This window comes from Phycicoccus sp. Root563, assembly GCF_001427915.1.
Lineage (GTDB): Bacteria > Actinomycetota > Actinomycetes > Actinomycetales > Dermatophilaceae > Pedococcus.
In genome coordinates this window covers 1-16,615 of the sequence record NZ_LMGM01000001.1, presented here as the reverse complement: position 1 = coordinate 16,615, position 16,615 = coordinate 1, and the positions used below count along the sequence as shown (strand labels likewise).

The 16,615-nt window shown below is 73.3% G+C and carries 16 protein-coding genes; all 16 read right to left on the bottom strand.

Going from position 1 to position 16,615, the window contains the following annotated elements; genetic code table 11:
* Window positions 1-87: 87 nt before the first annotated feature.
* Window positions 88-498 (bottom strand): YchJ family protein, encoded by a 411-nt coding sequence (locus ASD62_RS00080; RefSeq protein ID WP_056914221.1) that lies wholly within the window; start codon window positions 496-498, stop codon window positions 88-90.
* 1 nt (window position 499) lies between these two features.
* Window positions 500-1,159, bottom strand: coding sequence for an NUDIX hydrolase (locus tag ASD62_RS00075; RefSeq protein WP_056914220.1), 660 nt, complete (start codon window positions 1,157-1,159; stop codon window positions 500-502).
* Window positions 1,156-2,868, bottom strand: a complete 1,713-nt coding sequence (locus ASD62_RS00070) for a CTP synthase (protein ID WP_056914219.1) — start codon at window positions 2,866-2,868, stop codon at window positions 1,156-1,158. Before ASD62_RS00070 ends, ASD62_RS00075 begins: the two co-directional genes overlap by 4 nt.
* Window positions 2,869-2,879: 11 nt before the next feature.
* Window positions 2,880-3,989, bottom strand: a complete 1,110-nt coding sequence (locus ASD62_RS00065) for a glycosyltransferase family 4 protein (protein WP_235529138.1) — start codon at window positions 3,987-3,989, stop codon at window positions 2,880-2,882.
* Window positions 3,986-5,587: a murein biosynthesis integral membrane protein MurJ gene (murJ, locus tag ASD62_RS00060; protein WP_162254737.1), complete on the bottom strand. Its 1,602-nt coding sequence runs from the start codon at window positions 5,585-5,587 to the stop codon at window positions 3,986-3,988. Before murJ ends, ASD62_RS00065 begins: the two co-directional genes overlap by 4 nt.
* 110 nt (window positions 5,588-5,697) lie before the next feature.
* The gene (locus tag ASD62_RS00055; RefSeq protein WP_056914216.1) at window positions 5,698-6,528 is read right to left on the bottom strand and encodes a hypothetical protein; all 831 of its coding nucleotides are present in this window, start codon (window positions 6,526-6,528) and stop codon (window positions 5,698-5,700) included.
* Window positions 6,529-6,536: 8 nt separating this feature from the next.
* Window positions 6,537-7,475: a copper transporter gene (locus ASD62_RS00050; protein ID WP_056914215.1), complete on the bottom strand. Its 939-nt coding sequence runs from the start codon at window positions 7,473-7,475 to the stop codon at window positions 6,537-6,539.
* Window positions 7,472-8,656 carry a putative cytokinetic ring protein SteA gene (gene steA, locus ASD62_RS00045; protein WP_056914214.1) on the bottom strand — a complete coding sequence of 395 codons (1,185 nt, stop codon included), beginning with the start codon at window positions 8,654-8,656 and terminating at the stop codon, window positions 7,472-7,474. Before steA ends, ASD62_RS00050 begins: the two co-directional genes overlap by 4 nt.
* A gap of 84 nt (window positions 8,657-8,740) precedes the next feature.
* A complete protein-coding gene (recN, locus tag ASD62_RS00040; protein ID WP_056914213.1) occupies window positions 8,741-10,462 on the bottom strand; it encodes a DNA repair protein RecN in 1,722 nt (573 codons plus the stop codon).
* 61 nt (window positions 10,463-10,523) lie between these two features.
* Window positions 10,524-11,243, bottom strand: a complete 720-nt coding sequence (locus ASD62_RS00035; RefSeq protein ID WP_056914212.1) for a VOC family protein — start codon at window positions 11,241-11,243, stop codon at window positions 10,524-10,526.
* A 9-nt stretch (window positions 11,244-11,252) separates the two neighbouring features.
* A complete protein-coding gene (locus ASD62_RS00030; protein ID WP_056914211.1) occupies window positions 11,253-12,206 on the bottom strand; it encodes an NAD kinase in 954 nt (317 codons plus the stop codon).
* Complete coding sequence (locus tag ASD62_RS00025; protein WP_056914210.1) at window positions 12,203-13,018, bottom strand: TlyA family RNA methyltransferase; 816 nt, start codon at window positions 13,016-13,018, stop codon at window positions 12,203-12,205. Before ASD62_RS00025 ends, ASD62_RS00030 begins: the two co-directional genes overlap by 4 nt.
* A complete protein-coding gene (locus ASD62_RS00020) occupies window positions 13,015-13,305 on the bottom strand; it encodes a hypothetical protein (protein ID WP_056914209.1) in 291 nt (96 codons plus the stop codon). The genes ASD62_RS00025 and ASD62_RS00020 overlap by 4 nt, the downstream gene beginning before the upstream one ends.
* Window positions 13,302-14,027: a hypothetical protein gene (locus tag ASD62_RS20405; protein ID WP_200956825.1), complete on the bottom strand. Its 726-nt coding sequence runs from the start codon at window positions 14,025-14,027 to the stop codon at window positions 13,302-13,304. The genes ASD62_RS00020 and ASD62_RS20405 overlap by 4 nt, the downstream gene beginning before the upstream one ends.
* Window positions 14,028-14,076: 49 nt before the next feature.
* Window positions 14,077-15,090 carry an HAD-IIA family hydrolase gene (locus tag ASD62_RS00010; protein WP_056914208.1) on the bottom strand — a complete coding sequence of 338 codons (1,014 nt, stop codon included), beginning with the start codon at window positions 15,088-15,090 and terminating at the stop codon, window positions 14,077-14,079.
* Window positions 15,091-15,966: a lipopolysaccharide assembly protein LapB gene (locus ASD62_RS00005; protein WP_235530587.1), complete on the bottom strand. Its 876-nt coding sequence runs from the start codon at window positions 15,964-15,966 to the stop codon at window positions 15,091-15,093.
* Between the last annotated feature and the right edge of the window lie 649 nt (window positions 15,967-16,615).

Sequence of the window (16,615 nt, the reverse complement as noted above, 5' to 3'; positions counted from 1 at the left end):
GACAGAACGCTCTGACGAGCCCGCCCATCCTACGGACCGAGTCGCAACCCCCACGAATCGGTTTCCGCCTCCCCGGCAGACGACTCGTCAGTCGCGGACGACACCGTCGAGGTAGACCCACCGGCCGGCCCGACGGACGAACCTGCTGCGCTCGTGCAGGGGCCCGTCCACGTGCGTCGCGACGAACTCGACCTCTCCGGTCCCGTCGTCCTCCCCACCGCCGACGACGTCGAGCACCTCGAGCCGCAACCAGCCGGGGTCGGGAGCGACCTCGAGCGGGTCCGGCCGGTGGCGGGGGTGCCAGGTCCGCACGAGGTATGGCGCGTCGCCACGCACGTACGCGGCATACCGGCTGCGCATGAGCTGCTCGGCCGTGGTGGCCACGGACTCGCCGGCGTGGAGCGGGCCGCAGCAGGCGGCATAGGGCTCACCGGTGCCGCAGGGGCAGTCACCGGCGGCAGTGACCCCCGACGCACCGACACCGAACGTGCCGGCCACGTCAGGAGCCGGCAGGGTCGCGGTGCGCGGGGTGGCTGGGCCAGGGCGCGTCGACGGGGCGCAGCGTCGTCCACCCCTGGTCCCGGGAGGCGAGGGCGGCCAGGGCGGCGATGCCCATGGTCGCGTTGTGCAGCTGACCGGCCAGGAACGCGTCGCGCACCTGCTCGAGCGGCACCCAGCGCAGCGGCATGCCGAGCTCCTCGCCGTCGCGGTCGTGCCGCTCGTCGTGGGGCACCGCGGAGAGGTCACGGGCGAGGTAGATGCGCAGGGCCTCGTCGAGCCCTCCGGGCGAGCTGACGTAGTCGGCCAGCACGTGCCAGGTGGCGGCGACGAGGTCGGCCTCCTCGTGCAGCTCGCGGGCGGCCCCGACGTGCGGCGGCTCCCCGTCGACGTCGAGCAGCCCGGCCGGGATCTCCCACTCGAACGCCCGGATCGGGTGGCGGTACTGCTGGATCAGGCACAGCCGCCCCTGCTCGTCGACGGCGGCGACCGCGACGGCCCCGGGGTGGCGCACGAACTCGCGCGTCACCTCACCGGCCGCGCCGAGGTCGACCGTCTCGCTGACGACGTCCCACACGCGTCCCTCGAAGACCGTCGAGGAGGCCACCACCGGGCGCGCCTCGAACCGGTCGGCCAGCGACTCGAGCGGGGACCCGCTCACGCCGTGGCGGTCGCGTCGGCAGTCGCCCGCGGGCGCTCGACCTCGACCAGCCGGGCAGCGCGCTGCGCGTTGATCGCGGCCTCGACGAGACCGGCGAACAACGGGTGGGCGCGGTGCGGGCGGGACTTGAACTCCGGGTGCGCCTGGGTCGAGACGTAGTAGGGGTGCACCTCGCGCGGCAGCTCGACGAACTCGACGAGGTTGCCGTCCGGGGACAGGCCGGAGAACACCAGACCGGCCTCCTCGAGCTCCTTGCGGTAGCCGTTGTTGACCTCGTAGCGGTGCCGGTGGCGCTCGTCCACGGCCACGGCGCCATACGCCTCGGCGATGACCGAGCCCTCGGCGAGCTTGGCGGGGTAGGCACCCAGGCGCATCGTGCCGCCCAGGTCGCCGGCACCCTCGACGAACGCCTTCTGCTCCTCCATGGTCGCGATGACCGGGGCCGGGGTCTGCGGGTCGAACTCCGTGGAGCTCGCACCCTCGATCCCGGCGACGTTGCGCGCGTACTCGATGACCATGCACTGCAGGCCCAGGCAGATGCCGAGCGTCGGCACCTGCTTCTCGCGGGCCCAGCGCAGGGCGCCGAGCTTGCCCTCGATGCCGCGGACGCCGAAGCCGCCGGGCACGAGCACCGCGTCGACGCCGCCCAGCGCACGCTGTGCGCCGGCCTCGGTCTGGCACTCGTCGCTGGCGACCCAGCGGATGTGGACCTTCGCGTCGTTCTGGAAGCCACCGGCACGCATGGCCTCGGTGACCGACAGGTACGCGTCGGGCAGGTCGATGTACTTGCCGACCAGGGCGATCTCGACGGTGTGCTCGGGGCTGTGCACGCGGCGCAGGAGCTCGTCCCAGTCGTGCCAGTCGACGTCCCGGAAGTTCAGGCCCAGGCGACGGATGACGTACGCGTCGAGGCCCTCCTTGTGCAGCACCTTCGGGATGTCGTAGATGCTCGGGGCGTCGACGGCAGCGGCGCAGGCCTCGGTGTCGACGTCGCACATGAGCGAGATCTTGCGCTTGATGCCGTCGGGGATCTCACGGTCGGCACGGAGCACGAGCCCGTCGGGCTGGATGCCGACCTGGCGCAGGGCTGCGACGGAGTGCTGCGTGGGCTTGGTCTTGAGCTCACCGCTGGGGGCGAGGTACGGGACCAGCGAGACGTGGAGGAAGAAGACGTTGTCGCGGCCCACGTCGTGGCGGACCTGGCGGGCGGCCTCGAGGAACGGCAGCGACTCGATGTCGCCGACCGTGCCACCGATCTCGGTGATGATGATGTCCGGCGCCTCGGACTGCGGGACGCCGGGGCTGCCGGCGGCCTGCGCCCGCATGCGTTCCTTGATCTCGTTGGTGATGTGCGGGATGACCTGGACGGTGTCGCCGAGGTACTCCCCGCGACGCTCCTTGGCGATCACCTGGTTGTAGATCTGGCCCGTCGTGACGTTGGCGCTGCCCACGAGGTTGCTGTCGAGGAACCGCTCGTAGTGCCCCACGTCGAGGTCCGTCTCGGCCCCGTCGTCGGTCACGAAGACCTCGCCGTGCTGGAACGGGTTCATCGTCCCGGGGTCCACGTTGAGGTACGGATCGAGCTTCTGCATCGTGACGCGTAGACCACGCGACCGCAGAAGAAGGCCGAGGCTCGACGCCGTCAGACCCTTGCCCAAAGAGGAGGCAACGCCCCCGGTTACGAAGATGTGTTTCGTCTGCTCCACCACGGGATTCAAGCCTACGTCATCCCGGGCAGGCCTGAGTACCACTCGCGCCAGCGACGCGCGGTCGCGAGCCCGTCGTCCCAGGATGTGGCGCGCTCCCGCCCCTGCTGGGAGAGCCTCCCGCGCCGCTCGCCGTCCCCGAGGATCTCGTCGACGGCGGCCGCGAACCCGGGCGCGTCGCCGACCGGGACGAGCACACCGGCACCCTCCACCACGTCGTGCAGTCCGCCGGTGTCGCTGGCCACCACGGGCACACCGGCGGCCATCGCCTCCTGGACCACGAGCGCCCGCGCCTCCCACCGGCTCGGCAGGACGAACACCTCGGCGGCCCGCAGCCACGGTGTCGGGTCCGCGACCGCGCCGACGAAGTGCACCGGGGCGCCGTCGTCGGCCGCGCGCCGCCGCAGCTCGGACAGCAGCGCGTCGTCGCCGTCACCGACGACGACCCACGCCACGGGCGCGGCCACCAGGCCGGCCGCCTCGACGAGCACGTCGAGGTTCTTCTGGGGTGCGATGCGCGAGATCGTGAGCACGAGCGCGCCCGGTCCGGGTATGCCGTGGGCCTCCAACAGCGCGTCGGCCGCGGCCCGGCGTGCGGCCACGTCGGCGAGCGGCGCCGCCACGAGGGCCGGGACCCGTGGGGACGGCACCGGCGCCAGCCGCGCGCCCTGCGCCCCGTACGCGGCGGCTTCCTCGACCAGGTCGCTCGAGGCGCCGGTGACGAGGGCCGAGCGCCGGGCGACGAGCGACTGCAGGACGGTCGAGATCACCCTCCGGGGGCCCCGGGCGCCGAGCACGGCGTTGTGCTGGCTGACGACCACGGGGGTGCCCGTGCCGGTCGCCGCCAGGACGGCGAGCAGTCCTGCCTGGTGGCCGTGCGCGTGCACGACGTCGGACGTCCGCGCCAGCCCGTGCAGCCGCCACAGCGACCGGACCGCCGAGGGGAGGCCACCCGCGCGCGACGGCCACCAGCGCAGCGCCCCGGGCAGCTCGAACCGGTCGGCCGTGAGGTCGTCGGTGACGAAGACCACCTCGTCGCCCATGGCCCGCAGGTGCGTCGCGAGGTCGACGGCGTGCAGGCCGATGCCCCCGGTGGAGCGACCGACCACCATGGCCACCCTCACGCGGCGCTCCCCCGCCGACGGCTGCGGCCCCGGTCGCGCAGGGTCTTGACGGTGCTCCGGTCGGCCACCGCCATGACGAGCAGGTAGGTCCCGAGGGTGGTCAGGGCCACGACGAACCCGCTGCCCAGCGCGCTCCAGAGGGAGGTGGCGGGGATCGCCCGGCTGACCACGTCGCCGATGGCCAGCGCGACGGCGACGGCGACGACGGCAGTGCCCAGCGTCCGGCCGCTGCCGTGGGTGGCCTCGGCGCCCCAGGCCCGGCGCACGAGCACGCCGAGCAGGACGGCCGAGACGGTCATGCCGACCGACGACGAGACCCCCAGGATGCCCAGCGTGGTTCCGGCACCCGAACCCTCCGGCAGCAGGCCCAGCGGCAGGAGCGCGGAGATCGCCCACCCGGCGGCCACGGCCGCGGCGGCGAGCGACGGACGCCCCCGGACGTACAGCGCCCGTGTCAGGAGGGCTGCGACGCCGAAGCCCAGGAGGCCAGGGGCATACGCCGACAGCGTCCCCGGCAGGGCCGCGAGAGCCACGCCACCGCCGGCGCGGGCACCGCGGTCGAGGTGGTCGAAGAACACCCCGACCGCCGGGGCCACGGTCATGAGGACGGCTGCTGCACCGGCGGTCAGCAGGATGATGCCCTGCAGCGCCCTCGCGAGGGTGTCGCGGGACGCCGTTCCCGCGAAGCCGGCCGACTCCTCGGCCGCGGTGTGGGCCAGCGCCGGGAAGGCCGACGTCGCGATCGGGACGGCCAGCACGGCATACGGGAGCAGGTAGACGGCCTGGGCGTAGGTGTAGACGTTGACCGTGCCCACCACGTCGGTCCGGTGGTGGGTGATCCACAGGACCGTCAGGACGGAGGCCTGCTGGGCGATGAGCGCCACCACCCCGGCGCCCGCGAGCGAGCGGGCCCGGCGGGCCAGCCCGTCGGGGAAGGTCAGGGTGGGGCGCAGGTGCACCCCCGACCTCAGCACGGGGACGAGCAGCGGGAGGCTCAGGACGACCACCCCGAGGGTGGTGCCGCCGGCGAGGGCCCAGACCGCCGGGTCCGGGACGTCGGACGGCGAGGTGGCGTGGTCGACCATGACCGCATAGGCGATGTAGGCCCCGATCACGACGAGGCTCGACAGGAGCGGCGCCAGTGCCGCGGCGAAGAACCTGCGTCGCGCCTGGAGGACGCCGGACAGGACGATCCCCACGCCGTAGAGCAGGACCTGGGGGGCGAAGAGGACGAGCATGTGCGAGCCGAGCGCGACGTCGCCGGAGGTCGCGCCGGCCCCGAGCAGTGCTCGGCTCAGCCAGGGGGCGAGCACACCGAGCAGCAGGCTCAATGGCGCAAGGACCACGACGGCCCAGCCGAGCAGTGCCGACGCGGTGCGGTCGGCCTCCTCGGTGCGACCCAGCCCCAGCTGGCCGGCGATGAGTGGCACGGCCACCGCCGCGAGGACCCCGCCGGCTGCCACCTCGTAGACGACGTTGGGGAGGATGTTGATGGTCTGGTAGATGTCGCCGACCTCGGTGGTGCCGACACCCTTGGAGAAGACCAGGGTCCGGCCGAAACCCACCACGCGGGCTGCCAAGGTGACGAGGGCGATCACCCCCGCGGCCTTCGCGACGGACAGACCGACCGACCGGGCGTTCGAGCGTTCTTCCGGGCGATCGTCGGAGCGGGCGTCCGAGCGGTCGGCGGAACCGGGCGCGGCGGAGGTCACCGGCGGCCCAGGGCGTCGAGGTCGCGCAGGACGGGGGTCGACTCGATCACGGAGGTGAAGGACACCTTCTCCGAGGCGAGGGTCAGCGCGGTCAGGGCCGCGAGGGCGGCGAGCCGGCCCCGGCGCCCGGTCGACTGGACCAGCGCCGTGCCGAGCAGGGCGCCCGCGCTGTTGGCCCCGGTGTCACCGAGCATGGCCTCGCCGGCCAGGTCGGGCTTCAGCAGCCCCGAGGCTGCACCCGCGGCCGCGGCGGCCGCAGAGGCCCCGCGTGGACGCGTCGCCGCGAGGGCACCCCAGAGCAGGGTCACCTTGAGCGCGCGCCCGGGGCGCAGGTCCAGCAGGTTGAGGAGGTTCGCCGAACCCGCGACGACGGCCCCACCCACGAGGGTGTCGACGACCGTCGGTGTCACGGAGCCGGGGCCGAGCCTGCGCGCGCGGCGGTCGACGAGGGCGGCCGAGGCCAGCCCGGTCAGCCCCAGCCCGAGGATCTTCACCGCGCCGGTAGTGACCTCGCCGCGGGCCAGGGCACCCAGGTGGCCCTTGAAGCCCTTGCTCGACGAGTCGCCCACGAGGTCGTCGAGCGCACCGAGGCCGGCCGCCGCCGTGGCCGCGACCACCGGCCCGGGCCCCCCGCCGGCGAGGGCTGCCGCGCAGGCGGCACCGACGGCATACGCGGGGCCCTCGAGGAGGGTCACCGTTCCACCCGCGTGGTTGGTGCGGTCCCACCGGTCCGCGCCACCTGGCGGCACCACCCGCAGCAGGGCCAGCGCGCCGGCGGACACGACGCCGGCGAGCGCACCGGTCACCAGGGGGTGCAGCGCACGCACGGCAGGGCCTACTTCGTCGCCAGCTGCGGGAAGGCCGCGGTGGCGTCGCCGGCCAGCCCGTATGCCCCGGCCTTGCCCGCCTCCTGCTCGAGGATGCCGAACACCACGCTTGCCTGGCCCATCGGCAGCTCGCCGTCGTCGACGGTGGACAGCACGTCGGACAGGTCGTTGTCGTCGCGCACCGCGGTCACCACCGAGGAGACGCCCGTGGCGCCCGGGGTGCTGGTCGTGCTGGTCAGGACGGCACCGGCGCCGGCCGCGTCCATCGCGACCGAGAGCTGGGCGAGGGCGGTGGTCCGGGCCGTGCGCGCTGCCGAGTCCGACCCGGTGACCGGTCCGGAGACGACGACGGCGACGCTGGCGGGGGTGACGGCGTCGGAGCTGTACTTGATGAGGTCACCCGTGCGCATCACCTCGAGCGCTGCCGCGGCACCGGTCGAGGCCGAACCCGCCTTGGTGAGGACCGAACGCGCGAGCACGGTGTCGATGACGTTGCCCTGGGCGTCCAGCGGCACACCGACCTGGCTCGCGAGCTGCTGGCCGAGGCTGGCGCGGAACGACGCCTTGTCGGGGTCGACCCACGCGTCCTGGACCTGGATCGAGGAGCCGATCTTGGCCCCGGCAGCCGTCAGCGTCTCGGTCGTCGACTTCACGAGGCCGGCATCCGCACCCGGCAGGACGATCACGGCGACCGTCGTGTCGGTGAGGCGGCTCGCGAGCAGGCTGCGGTTGCTCGCGGTCGTGAACTCGTCCCGCGCCTTGGTGCCGCGGTCGGCCGCGTCGAGCTGCGCCCGCAAGGTGGCCTTGTCGGCGCGCAGGTTCTTCACCTCGGACGTCAGGGTGTTGCCCAGGTCCTCCTTGAGGGGACCGGCACCGAGCACGATGCCCACGGCGAGTGCCAGGAAGATCGAGACGATGGAGACGAGGTGGTACCGGAAGTCGATCACGTGACAATTCCTACGACGAAGGACCACAGGTCGTCCCAGCGAGCGCCGAGGACCTGCAGGAGGGCGCGCCCACCCGTCGTCGACCAGAGCGCCGCGAACAGGGCACTCAGGCCGACGAGCAGCATGAACATGAGGGTGAGGTTGGAGATGCGGGAGCGGTAGAGCCGGCTGACGCCCTTGGCGTCGACGAGCTTGCCACCCACCCGCAGCCGGGTGAGGAAGGTGCTGGCCATGCCGCTGCGACCCTTGTCGAGGAACTCGACGAGGGTGGCATGGGTTCCGACGGCGACGATGAGCTCGGCGCCCTTGTCGTCGGCGAGGAGCATGGCGACGTCCTCGCTGGTGCCGGTGGCCGGGAAGACGACGGGTTCGATCCCGAGGCGCCGGACGCGCTCGAGGCCGGGGGCGTTGCCGTCGCGGTAGGCGTGGACGACCACCTCTGCACCGCACCGCAGCGTCGCGTCCGACACGGAGTCCATGTCGCCGACGATGAGGTCGGGCTTGAGGCCGACCTCGAGGAGCGCGTCGGCGCCGCCGTCGACACCGATGAGGACCGGGCGGTACTCGCGGATGTAGCTCCGCAGCGTCTGCAGGTCCTCCTTGTAGTGGTACCCGCGGACGACGATCAGCGCGTGCCGGCCGTCGATCTCGGTCGTGATGTCGGGAACCCCGACACCGTCGAGCAACAGGTCCCGCTCACGACGGAGGTACTCCATCGTGTTGGCGGCGAACGCCTCGAGCTGCACCGCGAGCCCGGCCCGCGCCTCGGTCATGGCGGCTGCGACGATCTCGTGGTCGAACGCCTGGCCGCTGGCCACGACCTGGTCGCCGAGCCACAGGTCGTCGCCGTCCAGCCGGACCTGCTGGCCGTCCTGGAGGTCGTGCATGACATCGGCACCGACGTTGTCCAGCAACGGGATCCCAGCATCGATGAGGATCTCGGGCCCGAGGTTCGGGTACCTCCCGGAGATCGACGGGGCGGCGTTGACGACGGCGGCCGGCTTGCAGGCCAGCAGCGCCTCGGCGCTCACCTTGTCGATGTCCTGGTGGTTGATCACGGCGATGTCGCCGGGACGCAACCGCTTGGTGAGGTTCTTGGTCCGGGCGTCGACGCGGGCCAGCCCACGGACCCCGGGGCTCTCGGGTTCGCGGGCTCGCTGGCGGGGAATCTTCAGGGGCATCGCGGCCATCCTCCCACGGCGGCAGCGCTGTTCAGCGCGCCCCACGCGGGGGTGGCGCCGGTCGACCGGGACGGGTCGGGAGGCTCAGGAGGCTGCGGCCGCGGTGCGCCGTGCGGACGTGCTGGCGACGAGCTCACGGGCGTGGTCCAGGGCCGCCTCGCTCTCGCCACCGGACATCATCCGGGCCAGCTCGCGCAACCGCTCGTCGCCTTCGAGGGCGTGGATCCCGCTCGACGTGATGTGCCCGTCGCTCGCCTTGCGCACCACGAGGTGCCGGTCCGCGTATGCCGCGACCTGCGGCAGGTGGGTGACGACGACGACCTGGGCGTGCTCGGCCAGCGCGGCGAGGCGCGCACCGACGTCGAGGGCGGCGGACCCGCCGACTCCTGCGTCGACCTCGTCGAACACGAACGTCGGGACGTCGGCACCACCGGCAGCGCCGGTGACGACCTCGAGGGCGAGCATGACGCGGGAGAGCTCACCACCCGACGCCGCCTTGGCCACCGTCCGCGCCGGGCTGCCGGGGTTGGCGGCGAGCAGGATCTCGACGTCGTCAGCGCCGTGCCGACCGAGCCCCGCGCTGCGCGGCGTGACGGCTACCTCGACGGTCGCCTGTCCCATGGCCAGGTGGGACAGCTCGGTCGTCACGGCCTTGGCCAGCCTCGCGGCGGCCTTGCTCCGCGCCCGGGTGAGGGCCGCCGCGGCGACCGTGCGCTCACGGTCGAGCTCGGCCACGCGTGGCTCGAGCTCGGAGATCCGGCTGTCGGAGCCGAGCAGCAGGTCCAGCCGCTGCGCCGCCGTGCGACCCCACTCCAGCGCGTCCTCGACGGTCTCCCCGTACTTGCGCGTCACCGCAGTGAGGTCGGCGCGCCGCTGCTGCACCCAGGCGAGGCGGGCGGGGTCGACGTCGACGTCGGTGAGGTACGAGCTCAGGTCGGCGGCCAGGTCCGCCACGAGGTAGCCGATGTCGGCGAGCCTGCGGTCGAGCTCGCGCAGGGCCGGGTCGTGCCCGACCTCACCGGTGAGGGCCTGGCGTGCGGCCGCGATCGTCTCGACCGCGCTGGGACTGGGCTCCGCGGCATACTCCTGGGCGCCGCCGAGGTGGTCGTGCGCCAGGGCAGCAGCCGTCCGCAGACCCTCGGCGTGGCTGAGCCGCTCGTCCTCGATGCGCAGGTCGGCGTCCTCGCCGGGCTGCGGGTCGAGCTGTTCGAGCTGCTCGAGCCCGTGCTGGAGCACCTCGACCTCGCGGGCCCGGTCACGGGCCTGCTCGCGCAGGTGGGCGAGCTCCGCGCGGGCGGCCTCGTGCTCGTCGTGGAGCTCGGTGTAGCGGCCCAGCGCCTTGGCGACCGGGGCCCCTCCGAACTGGTCGAGCATGGCCCGGTGCTGGTCGCCGTGCCGCAGCCGCCACTGGTCGGCCTGGCCGTGGACCGCGACCAGGTGCTCCCCCACCTCGGCGAGGACGCCGACGGGGGCACTGCGCCCACCCACGTGGGCGCGCGACCGGCCCTCGGCCGACACCGAGCGGATGAGGACCAGTCCGTCACCGACCTCCGCGCCGGCCTCGGCGGCACGCACCGACGCGGGATGGTCCGGCCCGACCTCGACCAGGCCCTCGACCACGGCAGACGCCGCCCCGGCGCGGACCAGGCCGGCGTCCGCGCGGGCACCGAGCAGCAGACCGAGGCCGGTGACGACCATGGTCTTGCCGGCGCCGGTCTCACCCGTGAGCACGTTGAGCCCGGGGTGCAGGTCGAGCACGGCGTCGTCGATGACGCCGAGTCGCTGGATCCTCAGTTCCTGCAGCACGGGGCCACCCTCTCACGCGCCCACGACGCCACCGCGCCACGCGTCCCACGTCGCGTCGAGGTCACGACCGGGCAGGGAGGACGCAGAACTCGTTGCCGGAGGGGTCGGTGTAGCTGCGCCACGGCAGGTCGCCCCAGCCGGGGTGCCACCGCTTCCCTCCCCGCTCGACGATCCGGGACTCGATCTCGTCGGGGTCCTCACCGGCCTCGAGGCGGAGGTCGAGGTGCACCCGGTTCTTCCCGGGTCCCTTGGGCTCCGCTTCGGTGCACAGCTCGAGGAGCGGTCCGCGCAGCGACGGGTGGCGCAGAGTCTGCGGAGCCGCACCCGGCGCAGGGACCCAGCCGGTCAGCCAGGCCCAGAACTCCGCGTCCAGCCCGGGGTCGGCCGAGTCGAGCGGCAGCGCCGCGATGGGGCCGGTGTCGGCATACACCGAACGCTCCTCCATGACGCAGCAGGGATTGCCCTCCGGGTCGGCCAGCACGACCCACGGCACGTCCTGCTGCCCGATGTCGAGGTGGCGGGCGCCCAGCCCCAGCAGCCGCTCGACCTCGGCCGCCTGACGGTCGCCGCCGAGGAGGTCGAGGTGCAGCCGCAGCGGCTCGGACGGCGACTCGGGGACGCGCTGGAAGCACAGGTCGAGCACGGGGCCGCCGTCGATGGCCAGGCGGGTCTCGAACCCGTCGGGCTCGTCGGTGAGGCGCTCCCCGCCCACCACGGCCTCCCAGAACCGCCCTGTGCGCTGGGGCTCGACGGCGTCGAAGACGAGGTTCTCCAGGAACATGCGCCCACCCTAGGACTCGGAGGTGACACCTCGCCCGGCGCGGGCGGCCTCCTCGCGACGGGCCTGACCGCGCCAACCGTGGACGTTCAGGTCGAACTTGGCCACGAGGCGGTCGGTGAACGGCGAGGTGCTGAGCCGGGCCAGGCGGACCGGCGTCTCGGACCGGACCACCTGGATGCGGGCTCCTGGCGGCAGGTCCACGGCGCGGCGGCCGTCGCACCACAGCGCACCGGTGCCGAGCGTGTCCGGCACCACCTCGAGCGCCAGGTGCGACTGGGGGCCGAGGACGAGCGGACGGGCGAACAGGGCGTGCGCACTGATCGGCACGAGCAGGAGGGCCTCGACGTCGGGCCAGACGACCGGGCCACCGGCCGAGAAGGCGTAGGCCGTCGAGCCGGTCGGCGTCGCGACGACCACCCCGTCGCACCCCCAGGTCGTGAGCGGCCGGCCGTCGACCTCGGCCACGACCTCGAGCATGCGTTCGCGGTTGGCCTTCTCGACGGTCACCTCGTTGAGGGCCCAGCTGGAGTAGACGGGCGTCCCGTCGACGTGGGCGGTGACCTCCAGGGTCATCCGCTCCTCCACGGTGTAGGTACGGGCGACGATGTGCTCGACGGTCGAGCCGAGGTCCTCGCGCTCGGCCTCGGCGAGGAACCCCACGTGGCCGAGGTTCACACCGAGCAGCGGTGCGCCCGTGCCGCGGGACATCTCCGCTCCGCGCAGGATCGTGCCGTCGCCGCCGAGCACGCAGATCAGCTCGCAGCCCTCCGCGGGGTTGTCCGCCGTCGCGAGCCGAACGCCGGGGTGGTCGCCCAACCCGAGCAGCTGGGCCTCCTCCGGCTGCATGACGACCTCGATGCCCGCCGCGTGCAGCCGCTTCACCACGTCGATGGCGATGTCGTGGGCCTCCTGCCGGCGCGGGTGGGCGACGAGCAGGATCCGGCGCTGGTCTGCAGTGCTCACGGGGCTCCCTTCAGGCTCACCAGGTCTGCGGTCCTCACCAGAGCCTCCCATCCCAGGGATTCCTCGGCGCGCGGGGTCAGCCACAACAGGTACTCGGCGTTGCCCTCTCCCCCACGGATCGGGCTCTCGGCCAGGCCCTTCGGGTGCAGCCCTGCCTCGATCGCCGCTCGGGTCACCTCGGTCACCGCCCAGGCGCGGTCCCCCTGGCTGCGGACGATCCCGCCCTTGCCCAGGCGGGTCCGCCCCACCTCGAACTGCGGCTTGACCAGCACGAGGGCGTCCCCCGAGTCCTGGACGAGCGCACGGAAGGTCGCGAGGACCAGGGTCAGGGAGATGAAGCTGAGGTCGGCCACCAGGAGGTCGACCGGTCCACCGATGTCGGTGGGCTCCAGTCCTCGGACCGTCGTCCGGCTGCGCTCGGTGACCCGTGCGTCGTCCGCGAGCTCGGCGACGAGCTGTCCGTGCCCGACGTCCAACGCCACCACGTGCGCCGCCCCCTGGTGGAGCAGCACCTGGGTGAACCCACCCGTCGAGGCTCCGACGTCGAGGCACCGCTTGCCCGCCGCCGTCAGACCCTGCCCCCCGAACGCGTCGAAGGCCCCCACGAGCTTGTATGCCGCGCGGCTCACCCAGCCCGGCCCGGCCTCACGGACGTCGATGTCGTCGCCGGGGCGCACCGGGGTGGAGATCTTGGCTGCCTCGGTGCCGTTGACGTGGACGTCCCCGGCCTCGACGAGCGCCCGGGCATGGCCGCGCGACCGGGCCAGCCCGCGGCGGACGAGCTCGACGTCGAGCCGGGTGGTGTCGCTCACTCGCCGCCGAGGTGGGACAGCCGACCCTGGAGCGTCTGGTGCACCCGACGGCCGGCCTCGATCTGGGCGTCCAGGTCGTCCGCCGGGGCGTCCCGCAGGTCCTGCAGGGCGGAGTCGATGACGATGTCACCGGTGCCGTGCTCACCGAGGTCGGGAGCGTCGGTCTGCCCCGGTGCACCGGGTCCAGGTGCAGGCGGCGCGGGCGCACTGGGCGCGCGCGGGCCGGGGACCGGCGGACCCGGGACCGGGACCGGGGTCGGCGTGCTGGCAGGAGTGGGTTCGCTCACGAGGTCGCCTTCTTGGTCGCGGTCTTGCGGGTCGTGCTCTTCGTCGCCGTGGCCTTGCGGGCCGGCGCAGCCTTCGTCGCGGGAGCCGCCTTCCTGTCCGGCGCAGCCTTTGTCGCGGGAGCCGCCTTCGTCGTCGCAGCAGCCTTTGTCGCGGGAGCTGCCTTTGTGGCCGGCGCAGCCTTCTTCGCAGCAGCCTTCTTGGCCGGCGCAGCCTTCTTCGCAGCAGCCTTCTTGGCCGGCGCGGCCTTCTTCGCAGCAGCCTTCTTGGCCGAAGGCGTGGCGGGTGACGGCGTGCTGGTGGCAGGCGCTACGGGTCGGGCGGAGGTGGACACCGCACCGGACCTGCCCAGGCCTCCGCGGGAGGCACCGGCGACGGCCGAGGCGCCGGTGGTCACCACGAGGACTCGCAGGTCTGCGAGCTCCTTGCTCACCCCGGCCAGGGCGGTCCGCGCCGCGTCGAGGTCGGCCACCCGTGCCACGTCGGCACGCTTGAGCGCCGTCTCCACCTCGCCCTGGATCAGGGCCACGAGGTTGGCGCGGTTGGACTTCGCCACGTCGAGCAGCTCCTCGGCCACGGTGGAGGCCTGGACGACCTTGCGGGTCACCTCATCTGCACCGGGTAGGGCCAGCAGGCCCTGGGCTGCCTCCATCGCCTTGGCCATGGTCAGCTCCCCCAGTCCGCTCGCGAGCTGGATGTAGCCGCGCAGTGACTCGAATGCCATGGGAGACCTCCTGGGTGGAGCGGCTGGACGCCGCTGCTGGTCGTTCACGCTACTGCCAGTCGTCGAGGTCCCGCACGAGACGTCGCACCGTCTCGGTGTCGAGGTCACCGTCGTCGAGCCCCTGGTGGAGCGCGGCGATCCCGGCCCGAGCCGCCTCCATCGCGGCCCCTTGGCTCGCCACCTCCCACCGACCGTCGACAACCCGTCGCCGGTCGTTCCCGCATACCCACCAGGAGTAGTCGGTCTCGGCGTCGTCGTACTCGTCCTGCAGTGACCGCAGGTCCTCGACGAGGTAGGTGGGTCGCAGCTGCCTGGGTGCCGTCGCGAGCGTGGTCACCGAGTCGACGCCCGTGAGCACCAGGACAGAGTCCATCCCCGCGCTGACCGCACCGGCGATGTCGGTGTCCAGACGGTCCCCGACGGCCAGCACCCGACGGACCTCGATCCCGAGGCGCCCGGCGCACAGGTGGTACAGCGGCGCCTCGGGCTTGCCGACCACGACGGGGTCCCGGTTCACCGCACGGCGAACGGCTGCCACGAGGGTGCCGTTGCCCGGGGCGGTGCCGCGGTGCGTCGGGAGGGTGCCATCGGTGTTGGTGGCCACCCACATGGCTCCGGCGGCCACGGCATACGCGGCCTCGGCGAGGTCGGCAGCGGTCACGTCGGGGCCGTAGCCCTGCAGCACGCCGGCCACCCGCTGGCCGGGGTCGTCGCGCACCTGGGCGGGCTGGAGGACACGGAACCCCTTGGCCTGCAACGCCTCCCGCACACCCACACCACCGACGGCGAGCACCCGCGCGCCGTGGGGCAGGTGGGCAGCGAGCTCCTCGGCACCGGCCTGCGAGCTGGTGGCCACGTCTCGGCCACTCGCGTGCAGACCGAGGTCGGTCAGGTGCGCCGCAACCTCCTCGGGAGGACGGGACGCGTTGTTCGTCGCGTAGACGATCGGCACGGTGAGGCCCGAGAGCGCGCCGACCGCGTGGTCGACGGCATCGGGGCCGCGGTAGACCACACCGTCGAGGTCACAGACGACCGCGGCGTACCGCTCGATCAGGCTCGCCACCTAGCGGACGTCCTCGTCGCGTCCACGGCCACCCTCGACCTCGGACCGGTCAGCACCGCGGTCACGGGGGTCGGAGACGTCGGTGTCGTCGTCCTCACCCTCGAGCAGGTCGGTGAGGATGACCCCGTCGAGCTCGGCCAGCCGCTCGGCGGCGTCGGTCTCGAGCTCGTGGTCGGCGTCGGCCGCGCGGGCGAACCACTCACGCGCGTCCTCCTCGCGACCCGTGGCGAGCAGCGTCTCGGCGTAGGCGTACGACAGGCGGGCGGCCCACGGCTTGCGGCTGGAACCCTTGAGCTGCGGGATCTCCAGGGCGAGACGGGCAGCATCGAGCTGACCCAGGTCACGGCGGATGCCGGAGATGACGATGGCCAGCTCGACCCGGTCCTCGACGGCCAGGGACCGCGCCTCGGGCGACATCGCGAGCTCCAGCGCGCGCTCCGGGCGGCCCAGGCCCCGCTCGCAGTCGACCATGAGGGCCAACATGTGCGAGGAGCCGCTGAGGCGGCGCGCCGTACGGAACTCGCTCAGGGCCCGCGCCCACTCCCCCTTGCGGTAGGCGACCAGTCCCAGCGCCTCGCGGGCGGCCGGCACCCGGCCGGCCCGCCGGACAGCGGTCTCGGCGTGGGCCTCGGCCCCGATGAAGTCGTCGACCTCGAGGAGCGCGGCAGCCATCACGAGGTGCTGGGCGACACCCTCGGCGTTCTCCTTGCTCAGGGTGCGCAGCTGCACGTGGATGGAACGGTCGAGCTCCTTGCCCGTGACGCCTTCGGCGATGCGGGGTTCGGGGAGCTTGGGCTTCTTCGGAGCCAGGCGCGGCCCACCACGACGCTCGCTGTTGTCGAAGCTGCCGGCGTCACGGTCGTCCCGACGGCCCACGCCGCCGCGACGCTCGGAGCCACCCGGCGGGCGACCACCGGGACGGCCGCCGCCCGGACGTGCACCACCCTGGCCGCGGTAGCCGCCCTCGGAGCCACCACGCTCCGCACCCCGGTCGGACCCACCGGAGGGGCCACCGCGATAGCCGCCGCGGTCGGCACCACCGGAACCGCCCGAGGAACCACCGCGATAGCCGCCGCGGTCGGCACCACCGGAACCGCCGGAGGAACCACCGCGGTACCCACCGCGGTCAGCACCACCGGAACCGCCCGAGGAGCCGCCAGAGGATCCACCGCGATAGCCGCCGCGGTCAGAACCACCGGAGGAGCCACCGCGGTACCCACCGCCTGCGCCGCCCTGACCACCGCGCGAGCCTCCGGCGCCACCAGGACGTCCGCCGCCCGAGGATGGACGACGGCCCTGGCCGTCACGACCTGACTGGTTCTCGGACACGAAATGCTCCTCGCTGTGCAGTAATCGACTCGCAGTCTACGGACTCGTCCGGACCCGGGCACTCCCGGTGCCCCCTGGGCTGTGACTGCGATGAACGGTGTTCCCGTGTGCGGGTGCGCAAAGCACCGCAAAAGCCAAAAGGGCCTTCCCGTGTGGGAAGGCCCTTTTGAAAGTATGTCCGGCTGCGTCCTACTCT